This is a genomic window from Bacteroidia bacterium (assembly GCA_027493955.1).
In the GTDB taxonomy this organism is placed as follows: domain Bacteria; phylum Bacteroidota; class Ignavibacteria; order SZUA-365; family SZUA-365; genus JAOSJT01.
The window spans coordinates 4,348,890-4,368,679 of record JAOSJT010000001.1 but is presented as its reverse complement, the minus strand read 5'-3'; the positions used below and the strand labels follow the sequence as shown (position 1 = coordinate 4,368,679).

The 19,790-nt window shown below is 58.8% G+C and carries 9 protein-coding genes; 3 read left to right on the top strand and 6 right to left on the bottom strand.

The genetic code is table 11. The annotated features are described in order from the left end of the window. Positions 1 to 10 precede the first annotated feature (10 nt). Both M5R41_16645 and M5R41_16640 read left to right on the top strand, forming a co-directional pair. Positions 11 to 1,186 carry a hypothetical protein gene (locus M5R41_16645; protein ID MCZ7558031.1) on the top strand — a complete coding sequence of 392 codons (1,176 nt, stop codon included), beginning with the start codon at positions 11 to 13 and terminating at the stop codon, positions 1,184 to 1,186. An 11-nt stretch (positions 1,187 to 1,197) separates the two neighbouring features. Beyond that, positions 1,198 to 1,524, top strand: coding sequence for a DUF3467 domain-containing protein (locus M5R41_16640; protein MCZ7558030.1), 327 nt, complete (start codon positions 1,198 to 1,200; stop codon positions 1,522 to 1,524). A gap of 647 nt (positions 1,525 to 2,171) precedes the next feature. Here the strand turns inward: M5R41_16640 and M5R41_16635 are convergent. The 3 genes from M5R41_16635 to M5R41_16625 all read right to left on the bottom strand — a co-directional run bounded on the left by M5R41_16635 (position 2,172) and on the right by M5R41_16625 (position 10,240). Beyond that, positions 2,172 to 4,160 (bottom strand): VWA domain-containing protein, encoded by a 1,989-nt coding sequence (locus M5R41_16635; GenBank protein MCZ7558029.1) that lies wholly within the window; start codon positions 4,158 to 4,160, stop codon positions 2,172 to 2,174. Positions 4,161 to 4,352: 192 nt separating this feature from the next. Beyond that, entirely contained in the window at positions 4,353 to 6,314 is a 1,962-nt protein-coding gene (locus tag M5R41_16630) for a T9SS type A sorting domain-containing protein (protein MCZ7558028.1), read from the bottom strand. Continuing rightward, positions 6,263 to 10,240, bottom strand: a complete 3,978-nt coding sequence (locus M5R41_16625) for a VWA domain-containing protein (GenBank protein MCZ7558027.1) — start codon at positions 10,238 to 10,240, stop codon at positions 6,263 to 6,265. The genes M5R41_16630 and M5R41_16625 overlap by 52 nt, the downstream gene beginning before the upstream one ends. Positions 10,241 to 10,635: 395 nt before the next feature. On the opposite strand from M5R41_16625, the gene M5R41_16620 reads away from it, so the two are divergent. After that, complete coding sequence (locus M5R41_16620) at positions 10,636 to 10,839, top strand: hypothetical protein (GenBank protein ID MCZ7558026.1); 204 nt, start codon at positions 10,636 to 10,638, stop codon at positions 10,837 to 10,839. A gap of 199 nt (positions 10,840 to 11,038) precedes the next feature. On the opposite strand, the gene M5R41_16615 is transcribed toward M5R41_16620, so the two are convergent. From M5R41_16615 to M5R41_16605, 3 genes are all read right to left on the bottom strand, one after another. Then, positions 11,039 to 13,762, bottom strand: coding sequence for a T9SS type A sorting domain-containing protein (locus M5R41_16615; protein MCZ7558025.1), 2,724 nt, complete (start codon positions 13,760 to 13,762; stop codon positions 11,039 to 11,041). Positions 13,763 to 13,876: 114 nt separating this feature from the next. Beyond that, entirely contained in the window at positions 13,877 to 15,010 is a 1,134-nt protein-coding gene (locus M5R41_16610; protein MCZ7558024.1) for a T9SS type A sorting domain-containing protein, read from the bottom strand. A 2,284-nt stretch (positions 15,011 to 17,294) separates the two neighbouring features. After that, the gene (locus M5R41_16605; GenBank protein ID MCZ7558023.1) at positions 17,295 to 19,769 is read right to left on the bottom strand and encodes a VWA domain-containing protein; all 2,475 of its coding nucleotides are present in this window, start codon (positions 19,767 to 19,769) and stop codon (positions 17,295 to 17,297) included. Between the last annotated feature and the right edge of the window lie 21 nt (positions 19,770 to 19,790).

Here is a 19,790-nt window from a genome sequence, read left to right as displayed (position 1 = left end):
TGAGGATACCATGAAGCACCGTTATTCCCCCATGGTCGTATTGTTTGCGATCATCGTAATCGCATTCACCACCATGGGTTTCCAGTGTTCATCACCGAATGTCACCAGCGGCAAGCTGTACTATCAGCAGTATCAATCGAATAAAAGCGAAGAAAAGCTCGATCAGGCCCTTGCGGCATTCCAGAAAGAAGTGACGGAGAAACCGAACAGTGCCGAAGGCTGGTACTGGCTGGGCATCATTCAGGGCGAGAAAAAGCAATACATGGCCCTCCAGCAATCCTGGCAAAAGGCGCGTCAGTTCGGTAAAACCACTGACATTGACCAGAATTCCTACTACTTCTGGGGCCAGGCCTTCAACCACGGCGCAAACTCTCTCAAGCGCGCACAGATACGGAAGGACGAAAAGCTGTATCTCGAAGCGGCTGACGCCTTCAAAGCGGCGACCCTGCTCGAACCGGACAGCTCCGCACGGCACAACGCCTACATTTACCACGCGTTCGCTCTCATGGGCGCGGGAAAAGCCGATGACGCCCTGGCACCCCTCAACGAGCAGATCAAGCGCAATCCGAATGCCGACGCGTACAGCGCCCTTGCACAGCTTCATACCCTCAAAGGCAACGAGCTGAAAAATGCCGGCAACGCCGAAGGCGCGAAAGCCAAGTATAACGAAGTCATCACCCTGCTCAATGACGCCGTCGTCAAATTCCCAGAGAGCAGCGAGCTGAATAACGAGCTCCTCAACGCGTATATCGCCGCAGACCGTGTGACGGAAGCCGTGACGAAGTTCAAAGACTATGCGGAAAAGAATGCGTCTGACGGAAGCGCACAGTATGCCGCCGGAACCGCCATGCTGCAAGTCAGTCAGTATGAAGACGCGACGAAGTTTCTGGGGCGTGCAATTCAGCTTGACGCAAAGAACTCCAGCGCTCTGTACAATATGGTGGTTGCCTACCTTCGCTGGGGTATAAGCGTTCGTGATGCAAATCAGTCCACGGACGTTGAGACAGCATCTGACGAATACAAGGAAATTATCCGCAAGGGTGTGCCCTATCTCCAGCAGCTTCTCACACTGCAACCAGAGGTCGCGGGAAACTGGGATCTCGCAGGGCGCGTTTACGCATCCGTTGGGATGACCAAAGAAGCTGCCGAAGCCTATGAGAAGGCCGACGCACTGCGCAAGGAATAACGGAGCCCACCATGAGCGATCACAACAATCCGGACATGCAGAGCCAGCAAGTCAACATCGAGCTCGGCGCAGCGGAAGCCGAAGGCATCTACTCGAATCTTGCAATCATCACGCACTCCAACGCGGAATTCGTGATTGACTTCACCCGCATCCTTCCCGGCATTCCGAAAGCGAAAGTCCATGCCAGGGTGGTCATGACACCGGTGCATGCGAAGTTGCTTCTCAACGCCCTGCGCGACAACATCGACAAATTCGAACGCAAATTCGGAGAAATCAACATCGCGGCGGACCAGGGTCAGATGTTTACCGGCACCCCTCCGACCGGCGTCATGCATTGATGCCACTACTCACAAGAGAATCATTCGAACGAATCAAAACCCCGCGATGACGCGGGGTTTTTTGTTCCCCCTCAGTACAGAGGCACATGATATGTCCTACGGAACAAAGGATGTGTAAGACCGTAATTCCGATCCCGCTGCGCCTCCGAGTATCCATCCCCCAGACCCGACTTGGCCACGCTTTATGGGAATGCAAATGTGAGTCATTGTTTTCAATGACTTACGAGGATTCCGGTTGTGATTTGGGTGTTGCAATGGCGATATCATGGCGGACCCGCCTACATCACGAAACGACAGGGCTCGTGAGAGTATCCATTTTAGCGACTTTGCACCTTGGCGTCTTTGCGTTACATTCCCTGCTGATTTCAGAAGAATGGAACGCAAGGTCGCAGAGAAGCAGAGACGCAGAGTGACGAGAGGGTACGGTTCTCGTTTCGCGATTCAATGAGCCTTCAGCAGCAAGGAGGAAATGGTGATTCCTTCCCGTGTCATAGGTGCTGCAGTGGTGAAATCAGAAAATGTTCTTCGGGACAGAGGATGTGCAAGACCGTAATTCCGATCCCGCTGCGCCTCCGAGTATCCATCCCACAGAATAGCAGGCCTGGATCGCAGACCCCTGCAACGATACCGGTTGTGACTCCCGGATTCTAGCGTGCAAATATCATGCGTTTCGTCTCGCTGAACCCAGCCGTCTCCAGCTTGTAGAGATACACACCGCTGGGCAGATCCGACGCATCGAGAACGTAGCTATGCGTCCCGGCCGGCTTGTATCCGGAGTCGAGCACGCGCAGCATGCGACCCAACGCGTCATACAGCGTCAGCGAGTACTCGCCCGCTTCGCCGAGGTGATACTCAATCGTCGTCGTCGGATTGAAGGGATTGGGGCGATTTTGTTCCAGACGCGTCGCGGTGGGCAAGGGGACGCTTCCGCTGCCGACCGTCCCCACGCCGGCAATCGGGAGCAGGTCCTCGCAGCGTATTTCATTCCCCTCGTCATCGAGAGCGACCACTGTTATCATCGGCACACGGCGCGTGATACGCTTCTCCACCTTGACCATCCATTCGAACGTCCGCGATTCGTCCCTGTCCAGCTCAAGATTCATCGTCTGGTTCATCGGGTTCGGCGAGCTCGGATCCAGGGACAAACCATCTGTGCTCGGAAAACTGATAAACAGACGTGTGATGCGGCCGACGTTATTCCCCTTGTTCTTTATCGTGAATCTCACGGTAAACGGATTCGGCTCCACATCGGTCCCGGCGGCATTGAGCGCAAGGGAATCCGGCAAGTCGAAGGCATCGCAGACGAAGCTCGGATACACCCCCTTTATAGGGATGGTAGACCTGACCTCGGTTGAATCAATCTGCACACTGCGACAGTCCTTCCCCGTTACCGTGAACCTGATCTGCGGATTCACGTCGTACCGGTTTCGCCTCGTCCACCGCACCGTCCAGAGCAATTCCGGGATCGGGTCGGGTGAAGTGTATTGTTTCATTGTTGACGGGGTGAACAGCTTTCTCACCGGTTGTCCCGGCGGATCAAGCTCCAGACCATCAGGAAGAATAATGCTCCCCTCCACATCGGTCGCGACCTCCACACTCTGGTTCGTGCAGGTCAGTCGCACGGAAAACGGATTTGGTACATAGGTGTTGGCGCTGTCAACGAACACCAGTTCGTTGGGCACGTAATCGCGCGGGAAGAGTCTGGGCGAGAGCAAGGGCGCTGTATAACCTTTACTCGCGGCATCGTCTCCTCCGCAGAAATTCAGTAACGACAACTCCACTGTCCTACTGCTGCTGTCGGCGCACTGCCCCTGATACGTGATAAGACATTCCTGAAACTGCTGAAACAGTATCGTCGAGATTTCAAGGTAGATCGCCGCAAGCTGTCCGACGGTCGGTGTCTCGTAGTACCTGCCACCCGTTTGCAGCGCTATCGTCTGGAGTAGCTGTCTGTTGATATCGTTACCATAACCGATGGCGAACACCTTGATGCGATGACGATTCGCCAGATCGATTATCTCCGCCGCGGTATGCGTCGAAATCCGTTCATAACCATCAGTCAGCGCGATAACGGCACGGCAGGGATTCACTCCCCTGTTTATCACCTCAAGCACTCCCGCATGTATGCCATCCATTGAAGCAGCGATGCCGGAGGCGTACAATGCGTCTACCGCCGAGTGCAGCATCGGTTTGTTCGTCGTCATTTGCTGCCGGACTTCCACTGTTTGATTGAAAAACACGATGGCAGCCTCATCAACGACACCATCCAGCAGGTCTACAAACGCATGACCTGCGGTCTTTACGCTCGGCCTCCACGTTGCACTCATCGAAGCGGATGCATCCATGACCATCGCCACGGACACGGCACAACGATCCGTCGGATCGGGGCACCAGAGCGTAAAGTCCTGTATCTCAGAGCCCTCCTCGTAAACGCGGAAATGCTGCTGCGTCATGGTGTACGCCGGACTTCCGTCGCAGGCGACCGAGAAGTACAGCTCGATCGTCGGCCAGTTCACTATCACGCGTTTGAAATTCAGCGTTGGCTGCGCATACGCTGTCGAACAGATCATAATCGATCCGAGCAAAGCCCGCAACACGAATCGCGACATTCTGATGCTTCCATTTCTGCCTTGCATTGATATCTCCTTTTTTGCGTGCTCAGACTACCGTCATTGGCTTCCAGGTACGCGTAACGTGGGGAAGGGCTCTCATACAATAAACCATGAACCTGGTAAAAGTTACAGGATTATCTTCTTTCCCGGAAGTAAAAACGCCCGGACCCGCGTACGCGGGCCCGGGCTTGCTATGGGTTGAACAGTTTTCGCGTCTTAGCGCGAGAGAATCATGCGCTTGGTGTCGCTGTAGGTCGGTGTGTCGAGGCGGTAGAGGTACACGCCGCTGGTCAGGCCCGTGGCGTCGAGTACGTACGTGTACGTCCCGGCGGCCTTCACGCCCGTCTCCAGCACGCGCACCTTCCGGCCCAGCGCGTCGAACAGCGTCAGAGTGTATTCGCCCGTCTCGCCCAGACGGTACGTGATCACCGTCGTCGGGTTGAACGGATTCGGACGGTTCTGCTCCAGACGCGTCGCCGTCGTCAGCGGCAGCACGCAGTCGCCGCTCACCGTCACCGCGCCGTTGATCAGCACCAGCTTCACATCGCCCTGCTCTTCGTCCTTGACGCTGTTCATCGACGACCACAAATCGCGGTTGTCGTCCGTCAGCGTGTTCGAGACGAACTCCAGTGGCGACTGCGCCACCAGATCGATCTGCTCCGGATTGTGCACCACCTCGAAGCGCAGGAACACCAGCGCCCCCGTGCGGCTCGTCGACAACGGCTGACCCGTCGTACGGTCCTCGATACGCACAAGGTTGCCTTCCGGCGCACCCTGCTCGACAAGAACACGCGCCTGCGGGCCGTTCCAACCGCGAGCCGTCAGGCTGTTCGCGTTCGTCGCGTCCAGGAAGCGGATCTGAGAGGGATTGTAACGGATCGTCAGCTTGTAGGCGAAGATATCGCGGCCCAGCGTCTCACCCACCAGAACCGGTACCGTCACCTTCTCGCCGTAGCTGCCCACCATGTCGTCCGGAAGCGAGAGCGTCACAAGACGCTGCGCCGCCTGAAGCGTCACGTCATGCGTGCACTTCTCCGGCGGATGATTCTCCGACGTCGTCACGATCTCGAACGTCAAAGGCTTGTCCTCGCCCACCGCGAGCGGACGAACCTTCCAGCTCACCGTCGCTATCCCGTTCCCGGGACCGATGTCGTTCGGCGTCACGCTCTTCAGAGCGCTCTCTTCGGCCTCCAGGGCCATGTACTCCGGAAGCAGAAGCGTCGCCCGGACGCGGTTCGCCTGCGCCTCGCCACGATTCTGGATCGTCGCGCTCACCGTGAACACCGTGTAGTCGCCGAACGCCGACTTCTCGCCTTCATAGTCGCCGAGAGACTCGCTGTACGAGATCATCCGATCATCGTTCGGATCCGGCGTCGTCACCGACGTCATGATATCGCACTGAAGATCGGGGCTGCCCACCGCGGGAACGTCGATCCACACCGAACACTCGCGCGTCGGTACCGAGCGGCCCTGCTCGTCCTTGCCCGTGACCAGGAACAACACCTGGATCGGACCGCTCTTCGAGCGCGGAACCACGTTCACCGACCACGACACCGACACCGTCGGTGCGTTGTGGTCCAGACGCGGAGCAACGATCACTGGATTCGGCGACAACGGCGAGATCTTCAGATCCGCGTCCATCGAGATCGCCGTCACTTCCACGTCGAATACCGAACGGCCGCTGTTGTTGCCCACCGTCGCGTGGATATTGAACGTCGATTGCACGTACTCGCCGCGAAGCTTATCCACTTCCAGCTTCACCAGATCCGACGTGCAGCCCAGAAGAAGACCCGGCTCCGGTGCCGCGGGAACGAAGACCATCGTCTCGCACAACGCCGTGTTCCCGAAGCGGTCCGTGTACCGCACCGTCGCCTTCAGGTTCCCGTCCGTCGCACGCGCGATCGGACGTACCGTCCAGCGCACCGGAGCGCTCGTCGCGCTCGGGCTCAGCGTCCCGGAAAGGTCCACGCGCGCCGGCGAGGTCAGATACAGGCCGCTCTCCACCGTCAGCTCCGCGAACAGGCCAAGACCGTCCGCAAGACCCGTGTTCGTCACCGTCGACGTCACCTCGAACGGATCGGGGACATACCCGCCCGTCGTCGGATCGAACGATATCGACTGCGCCGTCACGTCGCACGCATACGTCGCCGCGCGTGCCGGCGGTACATAGATGTCCACACCGCACGGCTCGACCACGATCCGGTTGCCCAGACACCCGATCCGTGCACCTGGAACAGCAGCGTCTCCGTGCCGCCCACGTCGCGACGCCACGGCACCATCTGCCACGTGATCGTGCGCTCTTCATTGACTTCCATGTCGCCCAGGCTGATCGTCGTCACCTGGTCATACGGCATAAAGCGCGGAGGACCGACGAAGATCAACTTGCAGTCTTTCGCCCGCGTGTCGCCCACGTTCTTTACCCGCGTCTCCACGGGGAATGGATTCGGCGTGTAATCGTTGAGCACATCGTCGAAGCGCAACACCGCGCTCGACGTGCACACCAGCTCGAAGCGCGGACGAAGTTCGCGCTCGACATAGATCGGAAGCAGGCACTCGGTCATCGCGCCCTCGGCAACCACCGTCACGCGCACCGTGTCGTACCCGTCAACATCGCGCGGATTGACACGAACCGTGAAGCCGTTCGCGCCCGTCAGATCCGTGCTCGAAAACGCCGCAAGCGTCCCGAGAGCACGCATCGTCGGTGAGACGATCGTAAACCGCGTATCCTGCAGCAGGTACGCCTTCACATCGCGCGCGTCGCCCGTGCCGATGTTCTCGATATGCACATCGATGTCGAACGGCGTCGGCTCGTAACGGTCCACCACGAAGCGCACCGTGTCCGGACCGCCCAGCTGCAGATCAGCTTCGGAGCCACAACCGGTTCGATCGTCACAGGAACCTCGCAGCCTCCGGCGATGAACGGCGTCTCGCGCGAACCGTACTTGATGTTGAACGTCAGCACCTGCGGTACGTCCGTCGTGTTCTTGTTCTTCAGGCGGAAGCCCCACGTGAACGTCTGACCCAGGCTCGGGAACAGCACGCCCCACGTCTTCGGGTTCGTGTTGTCCGCGTAATCCGGATCGAACTCCACCAGATCCTCGGCCGCTCGGATCCGTCCACTCCAGTTCCGCCACGATGTCGTTGAGGTTCGCCCCGCCCGTGTTCGTCAGCGTCGCGCTGATCACGAAACGGTTCGGTTCGTACTCGGTCAGCACCGGAATGTACCGAAGCTCCGGCTCGCTCGTCCGCACGTCGCACATCAGCGCCGTCTTCAGGTTCGCGATCGGCAAATACTGCTCGCAGCGGATCTCGTTGCCTTCGTCATCCAAGGCGATCACCGTGATCAGAGGCAGACGACGCGTGATGCGGTTCTGCACCTTGATGATCCACTCGAACGTCCGGAACTCGTCCTTGTCCAGATCCAGACTCATCGTCTGGTTCATCGGGTTCGGCGAACTCGGATCCAGCGACAGACCGTCCGGCGGGAAGCTGATGAACAGACGCGTGATACGGCCGATCTGCTTGCTCTTGTTCGTGATCGTGTACCGCACCGTGAACGGGTTCGGCTCGACGTCCGTCTCCGACGCGTTGAGCGCAAGCGAATCCGGCATCTCGATCGTGCAGCCGAACAGCGGCATCAGACCGGGGATCGGGATCGCGCAGCGCACTTCCGTCGAGTCCAGACGTACGCCCATGAAGTTCTTGCCCGTCACCGTCCAGCGGATCTGCGGCGTCACGTTGTACCGGTACCGCTTCGTCCAGCGCACCGTCCACGTCAGTTCCGGCGCGGGTGCCGGCGGAACATACTTGAGCATGTTCGACGGCGTGAACATCTTCGTCACCGGCTGCGTCGGTGGATCGAGCACCAGGTCCGGAGGAAGAATGATCGTGCCCTCGACGTCGAACGCCTCCGTGTTGCCGTTGTTCACGCAGGTCAGACGCACCGTGAACGGGTTCGGGACGTACGTGTCGAGGTTTTCGTCGAATACCAGTTCGCTCGGAACGTAGCACCGCGGCGAAAGTATCGGCGAATCCAACGGCGGGATCACGATCGTGATCTCGCACTTCGACGAATCCGCGTTCGCCGTCTTCACCCACACCTCCACGATGTAGCTCTTCTCGACGTCCGTGTTCGGATGTTTGACCATCCACGTCGCGCTGCCGCTCTGATTCGGGAACAGCAGCGACGGAACCACGCGCTTCGTGTGACGGTCCGGGATGTCCGGCGCCGCAAGCTCGAGATCCTTCGGAAGCTTGATCGTCGCCCACACCGAATCCGTACGCATGCCGCCCACGTTCGTTACCGTCACCGTCACCGGGAACGGCATCGGCACGTAGCGCAGGTTGATATTGTCCGCTACGATCGGAGGAGCGTCCAGAGCGCACTCGAGTATCGGCTCCGTCGGCGGAATCTTCACCTTCAGGCAGCAGACCACTTCTTCATGATTGTCGAACAGCGCCGTGATGCAGATCTCCGTCTCCACTTCGTTCGAACGACGCTTGGCCGCAAGCTGCCAGGTCACCTCCGCGAAACCGTTCGACGGGATGTCCTTCGGCGAACCCACCTGAACGTCCGTCAACGGCGTGATCAGCTGAACGTCCGCGCTGTTGTACGTGATCTTGAAGCGCGTATTGAACGCCTCCTTGTCGCCCGTGTTGTAGAAACGAGCGTTGACCGAGAACGGGTTCGGCATGTAGTCCTTGATCGGACGCATCCACACCAGTTCCTTCGGGCCGTCTATGTCGCAGCTCACCACCGGCTTGCGCGGATACACGCAGATCTCGCCGGGGTTGATGATCGGGATGAAACACCCCTGTTCGAATTTCGGGTTCACGCCCCGTATCTCGCAGCACGTCGTATCGGCGGGATCCGACGCCTTGAACGTAAACTCCATCAGCAGACCGCTTCCGTTGACCAGCTTCCGGTCTGTCACCTGTATCAGCGCGCCCGTCGGTACCGGCGTCACCGATATCGGAAGACCTTCGATCAACGAGCCCGGGGGCGTCGTCACGCTCTTGAACTGCACGCACGAGGGATCGAACTCCAGCGTGAACTGGAACGGATAGAACATCTCTTCGTCGATCGGCGTGATCAGCATCAGCGGAACCTTGATGTCCGTGCCGCCCTTGCCCTCGCCCCGGCCCAGCTCCATGTAAAGCGACTTGAACGTCGACGAATCCAGCGGAGCGCGGTACGTCTTCGTCTTCGAGTCCGTTCCGCCGCAGAAGTTCCGCAGCTGCAGCTCCACCGTCCGAAGGCTTCCGTCCGCGCATTCCCGCTCGTACGTGATGATGCACTCCTGGAAGCCCTGGAACATGATCGTCGAAATCTCCGTGTAGATCGCCGCGAGCTGACCCGCGTTCGGCGTCTGGAAGTACTTGCCGCCCGTCAGCTGCGCGATCAGCTCAAGCTCCACGCTGTTGATCGCCGAGCCCAGACCGATAGTGAATATGCGGATGCGGTGGCGGTTCGCCAGCGCGATGATCTCCGCGGGTTGACGCGACGAGGAATTGTCGCCGCCGTCCGTCATCGCGATCACCGCGCGGCACTGGTTGACGCCGTTGTTGATCAGCTCGATCAGACCCGCGTAGATACCGTCCCACACCGCCGTCGCGCCGCTGGCCGGCAACGCGTCCACCGCCGAATGCAACATCGGCTTGTTCGTCGTCATCTGTTGATACACCGTCACCACCGACGTGAACCAGACAATAGTCGCCTCGTCAATGACGCCGTCCATGAGATCCACGAACGCGTGGCCCGCCTGTTTGGCGCCCGCTGTTCCGGAGCCAATCATGGAACCGGACGCGTCGAAGACCAGCGCAACCGAAATCGCGCAGCGTATCGTCGGATCCGGACACCACAGCGTGAAGTCCTTGACTTCCACGCCGTTCTCGTAAATACGGAAATCCTGCTTCGTCATGTTGTAGGCCGGATTACCGTCGCAGCCGACCGAGAAATACAGCTCGACCGTCGGCCAGTTCACCGTCACGCGTTTGAACGTCAGCTGCGGTTGCGCCTCGGCAACCGATCCGAACGCAAACAGCGCGAGCATCGCCCATAGCGCGATACGCGACAGTGTGCGGACTTCGTTCGCAACTTTCATGTTTGGCTCCTGTGTATGTCTGTAGTAAAAAGTTGTATCAATGTTTCATCTAGGCGAAAGATACATAAGAAACAATTTAAAGTGAAATATATTCACACCGAAAACGCAGGTCAATTATTTATGGGCTGGGTGGTATGACCACGTCGGGTGTCCGGGATGCCAAGGCCGAACATGCGAAATTCTTCGGCACTGTAACTTGAATAACACATGAAGTGACTAAAAGTTACAGGGGCAATCGCGTGTTTTTGAGTTTTTTTTTCAACCCGCAACGCTCTCTCCGCGCTGCTTCCATTTTCTCCCGGTATCATGAAAAAGGGGCTCTCACGATGCAATTCGAGATGTTTCATCCGGTGGGACATTCGTACCTCCGGAGTCGTCTCCAAGCAAGCACCGCCATGACGAGCAAAAATGACATGTCGGCGCAGCCCTTGAACGGTGGCCTCCCGGCCACATCACCCGATGTGACAAGAAGGAGCCTGTACACCATGGTTCGAATCGAGGCAGCGAACATGTGGACTTTCGCCCTGAATCGCAACTATCCTGTCGGTCTGCCTGGGAGACCGCTCATCGGCTTTACGCACGAAAACGGGGGCAGATGAACACACGGAGGCATGTGATCTGCGTCAGGCAAGTACATCATTCCCTCTTACCAGCACGGAATTTCTCCATACTCCTCTGCTCCACGGCTTCCCTGATCGATTGCCGGGGAGATGGGTTTTGGGCGGGCTTTTCCCTGACCACGAAAAAAAAAAGTCCGGCCATTGCTGACCGGACTCAAATCACTGTCTCGGGATGTGATTACTTGGAAATCACCATTTTCTTCATTGTGGAGAATGATGGCGTTTCAAGTCGGTAGAAATAGATGCCGCTGGGTAGTCCATCGGCATTGAAGACCAGGGAGTGGTAACCCGCGGTTCTGTAATCATTCACGAGGGTACGAACTTCGCGTCCGAGTGCATCAAAAACAACGATTTTCACATGCTCGTCCACCGGGATATGGTATTCGAACGTGGTGCTCGGATTGAAAGGATTCGGCCGGTTGAATATGATGTAATCCGGCGAAGCTGTGAGAGGACGGAGACAGTCGCCGCTCACCCAAACCTCACCCGGCGTCACGAGCGGGAAAATGGAACCGTCGTTGATCACCACTTCCGACTGAATGACAAGAGGATCGGGCCAGAGGACCGGAGTGCGCTCGATGTCGAGATCGTCGGGACTGCTGCCAAAGGCCGCGCGGAATTTCAGCCAGATGAGGGGTGGAATGAACTCCGGCGCCACATTGTCAGGGTATGCGAGCTGGGAAGTGCTCTGTATCGTGAATTGCAGCACGTCGTTCGAAGCGTTCCGTCCCTGATTCAGGATGTTCCATCCCTCCGTCAGCGAATTGAACTGCACGATTTCGAGGAACTCGACCACATCGAGCGGCCGTCTGTTACGGTTGTCGTCAATGTTGTAGTGCAGCTTGATTTCGATTTTCTTGATGTCCTTGTCCGTCGGATCATCGATGAAAATCGGCACCATGATGAGCTGATTGGTGTAGCCTACGTTGTTGGAAGGTATGGAGAAAGCGGCCGTTTTCGGCAGAGCAGGCACAAAGACATCCGCGCTGCACACCGGACGCTCAACGACGTTCTCTGATGTGACTTCTGCCCGATAAGTTATATTGCTTCCGAAATCCGTGCGTCTCACCGGAACGGTGATCCACTCAATTCTTGCGGAGTCATTCGGTCCGAGATCCTTGGGGTTTGCAAGTTTGGTCCAAGTCTCACCGTCTGCCAACTGTGTCCTAGGTGGAGGGGCTAGTGTTACTGAAACGTTCTTTGCGATCCCTCCACCAATGTTTTTCACGACAGCCCAGTAAATGATGTAGGGTGGGAAATATCCCCCACTGCTTGGATCGAAGTTAACAGTATCCTCAGGTATGGTTCCACAAGTAATATCCAGATTTGGAGCATCAAGTCTCTGGACGATCACGACGATCTCGCACTCCCGCGGCTCGGCATTGAGTGCCTGCGCAGTGAACTTGATGCGCACCGGGGTTGTCACAGCCATAGGCAATGCTTCCAATGTCCACCGGAATGTGTAGCAGCTATCAACTCCGAGCGAGTCTGTACCGGACACAATAGCCTTTTCGATGACATTCGGGAAGCCGGGTATCGGAGTGACATTCGGACTTTGGATGAATATCGTGGCTTTCAGCGAATCCGCGTAATCGCTGCCGATATTGCAGACTGTGAATTCCACGTCGAAGGGATTGTTGAGATACACGCCCGCCTGATTATCAGCCCTGATTGTATCGGGACCAGTGCATGCGACGTCGAAGCGCGCGGTGCGTATTGAGTCTACGATAACACTGTCGCAACAGACCGCGTTGTTGTTGAAAATGTCATAGACGCGGACACAGATGAACAAGGTATCCCGTTCAAACAGTCTCGTGGGCTTCAGTTTCCAGCTCACGTTCACCGTCTGTCCCAAGCCGATGTCGCCGAGATCCTTTTCCTCGCTCTCTCCGCTATTGAGTGTGAAACCCGTAAACTGCAGTTTTGCTTTCACACCTTTGCCTACCGCCGTGCCGACGTTCGTGATTTGCACAGTATAGTCGAAGGGATCCGGATTGTAGCGATGGTCCTTGAACTCTATGAAACTCGGGACGATGTTACAGACAACCTGATACGCGGCCTGCTTCGCAGCGGGGAGGAACATGGAAACGCTGTCGGCTTGGATGTATTTCTTCCGCTTGTAGCCACCGATGCCGTGTGTCTGGAATTTCAGGGTTACGGTGGTGTCGAAGGTCCGCCATGCCGGACGGAAGCAGAAACGCACTGTCCGCTCTTCATTCGGCCGCATGGCGCCGAGGTATTTGATCGAAGAGTCTTGCTCGAACACGGTCACATACCGCACACCGACGAACTGTATATACACGGAATCCGCGACACCTTCACCGGTATTTCGCACCACGACATCGACACAGAACGGATTCGGGATGAAGTCGTTGGTGTTGTCGTCGAACACCAGGCTCGGGAGAGATCCGATGGTGTTCTGCAGTATGGGGAACATTTCACGTTGAACCCAGATGGGGATGGTCGCATCCTTGGCATAGGCATTGTCGGTGAAAACGAGCACACGGACATCATCCGTTCCATCATCGCTTCGTTCGCTGGCCACGACCAACTCGTAGGTAACGGAGGCAGAATCTCCGGGATTCAGGAAATCCGCGACGTGTTTTTCAACCGGCTCTCCCACAGGCACATTAAAACGTGTGTCCGCGATGATGCGCGCGTTGACGTTTCGTGCGATCGCGGTATCTGCACTGATGTTTTTCACCCATGCGGTCACCGTGATGCGATTCGGGACATAATCGTAGTCCACATAGAATAGCTGCGTCGCCGAGCTCTCGAGTCGGACAGAAATGACGGGTAACCCCATAACGGCGTCGTCCCCACCCTGCCCTTGAGCAAACATCAGCGGCGGAAACAGGACTGCGAGGAGCAGGACTGTGTGCAGGATTGTTCTCTTCATCATGGTATCGGCTTCCTGAGAAAATGTACAACTTCCGTCGGGGTTTCGGTAGCGAGGGGAGGCGGTGTCAGCCGCCTCCCGCTCTGATTCTACGGTCGGTTGAAATCCCCGCGCGTCTTAGCGCGAGAGAATCATGCGCTTGGTGTCGCTGTAGGTCGGTGTGTCGAGGCGGTAGAGGTACACGCCGCTGGTCAGGCCCGTGGCGTCGAGTACGTACGTGTACGTCCCGGCGGCCTTCACGCCCGTCTCCAGCACGCGCACCTTCCGGCCCAGCGCGTCGAACAGCGTCAGAGTGTATTCGCCCGTCTCGCCCAGACGGTACGTGATCACCGTCGTCGGGTTGAACGGATTCGGACGGTTCTGCTCCAGACGCGTCGCCGTCGTCAGCGGCAGCACGCAGTCGCCGCTCACCGTCACCGCGCCGTTGATCAGCACCAGCTTCACATCGCCCTGCTCTTCGTCCTTGACGCTGTTCATCGACGACCACAAATCGCGGTTGTCGTCCGTCAGCGTGTTCGAGACGAACTCCAGTGGCGACTGCGCCACCAGATCGATCTGCTCCGGATTGTGCACCACCTCGAAGCGCAGGAACACCAGCGCCCCCGTGCGGCTCGTCGACAACGGCTGACCCGTCGTACGGTCCTCGATACGCACAAGGTTGCCTTCCGGCGCACCCTGCTCGACAAGAACACGCGCCTGCGGGCCGTTCCAACCGCGAGCCGTCAGGCTGTTCGCGTTCGTCGCGTCCAGGAAGCGGATCTGAGAGGGATTGTAACGGATCGTCAGCTTGTAGGCGAAGATATCGCGGCCCAGCGTCTCACCCACCAGAACCGGTACCGTCACCTTCTCGCCGTAGCTGCCCACCATGTCGTCCGGAAGCGAGAGCGTCACAAGACGCTGCGCCGCCTGAAGCGTCACGTCATGCGTGCACTTCTCCGGCGGATGATTCTCCGACGTCGTCACGATCTCGAACGTCAAAGGCTTGTCCTCGCCCACCGCGAGCGGACGAACCTTCCAGCTCACCGTCGCTATCCCGTTCCCGGGACCGATGTCGTTCGGCGTCACGCTCTTCAGAGCGCTCTCTTCGGCCTCCAGGGCCATGTACTCCGGAAGCAGAAGCGTCGCCCGGACGCGGTTCGCCTGCGCCTCGCCACGATTCTGGATCGTCGCGCTCACCGTGAACACCGTGTAGTCGCCGAACGCCGACTTCTCGCCTTCATAGTCGCCGAGAGACTCGCTGTACGAGATCATCCGATCATCGTTCGGATCCGGCGTCGTCACCGACGTCATGATATCGCACTGAAGATCGGGGCTGCCCACCGCGGGAACGTCGATCCACACCGAACACTCGCGCGTCGGTACCGAGCGGCCCTGCTCGTCCTTGCCCGTGACCGGAACAACACTGGATCGGACCGCTCTTCGAGCGCGGAACCACGTTCACCGACCACGACACCGACACCGTCGGTGCGTTGTGGTCCAGACGCGGAGCAACGATCACTGGATTCGGCGACAACGGCGAGATCTTCAGATCCGCGTCCATCGAGATCGCCGTCACTTCCACGTCGAATACCGAACGGCCGCTGTTGTTGCCCACCGTCGCGGATATTGAACGTCGATTGCACGTACTCGCCGCGAAGCTTATCCACTTCCAGCTTCACCAGATCCGACGTGCAGCCCAGAAGAAGACCCGGCTCCGGTGCCGCGGGAACGAAGACCATCGTCTCGCACAACGCCGTGTTCCCGAAGCGGTCCGTGTACCGCACCGTCGCCTTCAGGTTCCCGTCCGTCGCACGCGCGATCGGACGTACCGTCCAGCGCACCGGAGCGCTCGTCGCGCTCGGGCTCAGCGTCCCGGAAAGGTCCACGCGCGCCGGCGAGGTCAGATACAGGCCGCTCTCCACCGTCAGCTCCGCGAACAGGCCAAGACCGTCCGCAAGACCCGTGTTCGTCACCGTCGACGTCACCTCGAACGGATCGGGGACATACCCGCCCGTCGTCGGATCGAACGATATCGACTGCGCCGTCACGTCGCACGCATACGTCGCCGCGCGTGCCGGCGGTACATAGATGTCCACACCGCACGGCTCGACCACGATCCGGTTGCCCAGACCACCCGATCCGTGCACCTGGAACAGCAGCGTCTCCGTGCCGCCCACGTCGCGACGCCACGGCACCATCTGCCACGTGATCGTGCGCTCTTCATTGACTTCCATGTCGCCCAGGCTGATCGTCGTCACCTGGTCATACGGCATAAAGCGCGGAGGACCGACGAAGATCAACTTGCAGTCTTTCGCCCGCGTGTCGCCCACGTTCTTTACCCGCGTCTCCACGGGGAATGGATTCGGCGTGTAATCGTTGAGCACATCGTCGAAGCGCAACACCGCGCTCGACGTGCACACCAGCTCGAAGCGCGGACGAAGTTCGCGCTCGACATAGATCGGAAGCAGGCACTCGGTCATCGCGCCCTCGGCAACCACCGTCACGCGCACCGTGTCGTACCCGTCAACATCGCGCGGATTGACACGAACCGTGAAGCCGTTCGCGCCCGTCAGATCCGTGCTCGAAAACGCCGCAAGCGTCCCGAGAGCACGCATCGTCGGTGAGACGATCGTAAACCGCGTATCCTGCAGCAGGTACGCCTTCACATCGCGCGCGTCGCCCGTGCCGATGTTCTCGATATGCACATCGATGTCGAACGGCGTCGGCTCGTAACGGTCCACCACGAAGCGCACCGTGTCCGGACCGCCCAGGCTGCAGATCAGCTTCGGAGCCACAACCGGTTCGATCGTCACAGGAACCTCGCAGCCTCCGGCGATGAACGGCGTCTCGCGCGAACCGTACTTGATGTTGAACGTCAGCACCTGCGGTACGTCCGTCGTGTTCTTGTTCTTCAGGCGGAAGCCCCACGTGAACGTCTGACCCAGGCTCGGGAACAGCACGCCCCACGTCTTCGGGTTCGTGTTGTCCGCGTAATCCGGATCGAACTCCACCAGATCCTGGCCGCTCGGATCCGTCCACTCCAGTTCCGCCACGATGTCGTTGAGGTTCGCCCCGCCCGTGTTCGTCAGCGTCGCGCTGATCACGAAACGGTTCGGTTCGTACTCGGTCAGCACCGGAATGTACCGAAGCTCCGGCTCGCTCGTCCGCACGTCGCACATCAGCGCCGTCTTCAGGTTCGCGATCGGCAAATACTGCTCGCAGCGGATCTCGTTGCCTTCGTCATCCAAGGCGATCACCGTGATCAGAGGCAGACGACGCGTGATGCGGTTCTGCACCTTGATGATCCACTCGAACGTCCGGAACTCGTCCTTGTCCAGATCCAGACTCATCGTCTGGTTCATCGGGTTCGGCGAACTCGGATCCAGCGACAGACCGTCCGGCGGGAAGCTGATGAACAGACGCGTGATACGGCCGATCTGCTTGCTCTTGTTCGTGATCGTGTACCGCACCGTGAACGGGTTCGGCTCGACGTCCGTCTCCGACGCGTTGAGCGCAAGCGAATCCGGCATCTCGATCGTGCAGCCGAACAGCGGCATCAGACCGGGGATCGGGATCGCGCAGCGCACTTCCGTCGAGTCCAGACGTACGCCCCCATGAAGTTCTTGCCCGTCACCGTCCAGCGGATCTGCGGCGTCACGTTGTACCGGTACCGCTTCGTCCAGCGCACCGTCCACGTCAGTTCCGGCGCGGGTGCCGGCGGAACATACTTGAGCATGTTCGACGGCGTGAACATCTTCGTCACCGGCTGCGTCGGTGGATCGAGCACCAGGTCCGGAGGAAGAATGATCGTGCCCTCGACGTCAAACGCCTCCGTGTTGCCGTTGTTCACGCAGGTCAGACGCACCGTGAACGGGTTCGGGACGTACGTGTCGAGGTTTTCGTCGAATACCAGTTCGCTCGGAACGTAGCACCGCGGCGAAAGTATCGGCGAATCCAACGGCGGGATCACGATCGTGATCTCGCACTTCGACGAATCCGCGTTCGCCGTCTTCACCCACACCTCCACGATGTAGCTCTTCTCGACGTCCGTGTTCGGATGTTTGACCATCCACGTCGCGCTGCCGCTCTGATTCGGGAACAGCAGCGACGGAACCACGCGCTTCGTGTGACGGTCCGGGATGTCCGGCGCCGCAAGCTCGAGATCCTTCGGAAGCTTGATCGTCGCCCACACCGAATCCGTACGCATGCCGCCCACGTTCGTTACCGTCACCGTCACCGGGAACGGCATCGGCACGTAGCGCAGGTTGATATTGTCCGCTACGATCGGAGGAGCGTCCAGAGCGCACTCGAGTATCGGCTCCGTCGGCGGAATCTTCACCTTCAGGCAGCAGACCACTTCTTCATGATTGTCGAACAGCGCCGTGATGCAGATCTCCGTCTCCACTTCGTTCGAACGACGCTTGGCCGCAAGCTGCCAGGTCACCTCCGCGAAACCGTTCGACGGGATGTCCTTCGGCGAACCCACCTGAACGTCCGTCAACGGCGTGATCAGCTGAACGTCCGCGCTGTTGTACGTGATCTTGAAGCGCGTATTGAACGCCTCCTTGTCGCCCGTGTTGTAGAAACGAGCGTTGACCGAGAACGGGTTCGGCATGTAGTCCTTGATCGGACGCATCCACACCAGTTCCTTCGGGCCGTCTATGTCGCAGCTCACCACCGGCTTGCGCGGATACACGCAGATCTCGCCGGGGTTGATGATCGGGATGAAACACCCCTGTTCGAATTTCGGGTTCACGCCCCGTATCTCGCAGCACGTCGTATCGGCGGGATCCGACGCCTTGAACGTAAACTCCATCAGCAGACCGCTCCCGTTGACCAGCTTCCGGTCCGTCACCTGTATCAGCGCGCCCGTCGGTACCGGCGTCACCGATATCGGAAGACCTTCGATCAACGAGCCCGGGGGCGTCGTCACGCTCTTGAACTGCACGCACGAGGGATCGAACTCCAGCGTGAACTGGAATGGATAGAACATATCTTCGTCGATCGGCGTGATCAGCATCAGCGGAACCTTGATGTCCGTGCCGCCCTTGCCCTCGCCCTTGCCGAGCTCCATATACAGCGTCTTGAACGTCGACGAATCCAGCGGAGCGCGGTACGTCTTCGTCTTCGAGTCCGTTCCGCCGCAGAAGTTCCGCAGCTGCAGCTCCACCGTCCGAAGGCTTCCGTCCGCGCATTCCCGCTCGTACGTGATGATGCACTCCTGGAAGCCCTGGAACATGATCGTCGAAATCTCCGTGTAGATCGCCGCAAGCTGACCCGCGTTCGGCGTCTGGAAGTACTTGCCGCCCGTCAGCTGCGCGATCAGCTCAAGCTCCACGCTGTTGATGGACGAGCCCAGACCGATGGTGAATATGCGGATGCGGTGACGGTTCGCCAGCGCGATGATCTCCGCGGGTTGGCGCGACGAGGAATTGTCGCCGCCGTCCGTCATCGCGATCACCGCGCGGCACTGGTTGACGCCGTTGTTGATCAGCTCGATCAGACCAGCGTAGATACCGTCCCACACCGCCGTCGCGCCGCTGGCCGGCAACGCGTCCACCGCCGAATGCAGCATCGGCTTGTTCGTCGTCATCTGTTGATACACCGTCACCACCGACGTGAACCAGACCACTGACGCCTCGTCAATCACCCCGTCCATAAGATCCACGAACGCGTGGCCCGCCTGTTTGGCGCCCGCTGTTCCGGAACCACTCATGGAACCGGAGGCGTCGAAGACCAGCGCAACCGAAATCGCGCAGCGTATCGTCGGATCCGGACACCACAGCGTGAAGTCCTTGACTTCCACGCCGTTCTCGTAGATACGGAAATCCTGTTTCGTCATGTTGTAGGCCGGATTGCCGTCGCAACCGACCGAAAAATACAGCTCGACCGTCGGCCAGTTCACCGTCACGCGCTTGAACGTGAGCTGCGGTTGCGCCTCGGCGGACTGCAGGAAAAGGAGCAGTGCCGCAGCCGCGAAGAGCACCCGCATGGTGACTCTGGCAAAAATGGATGAGTACGCACGGTTCATAGTTCTATCTCCGTATCTACC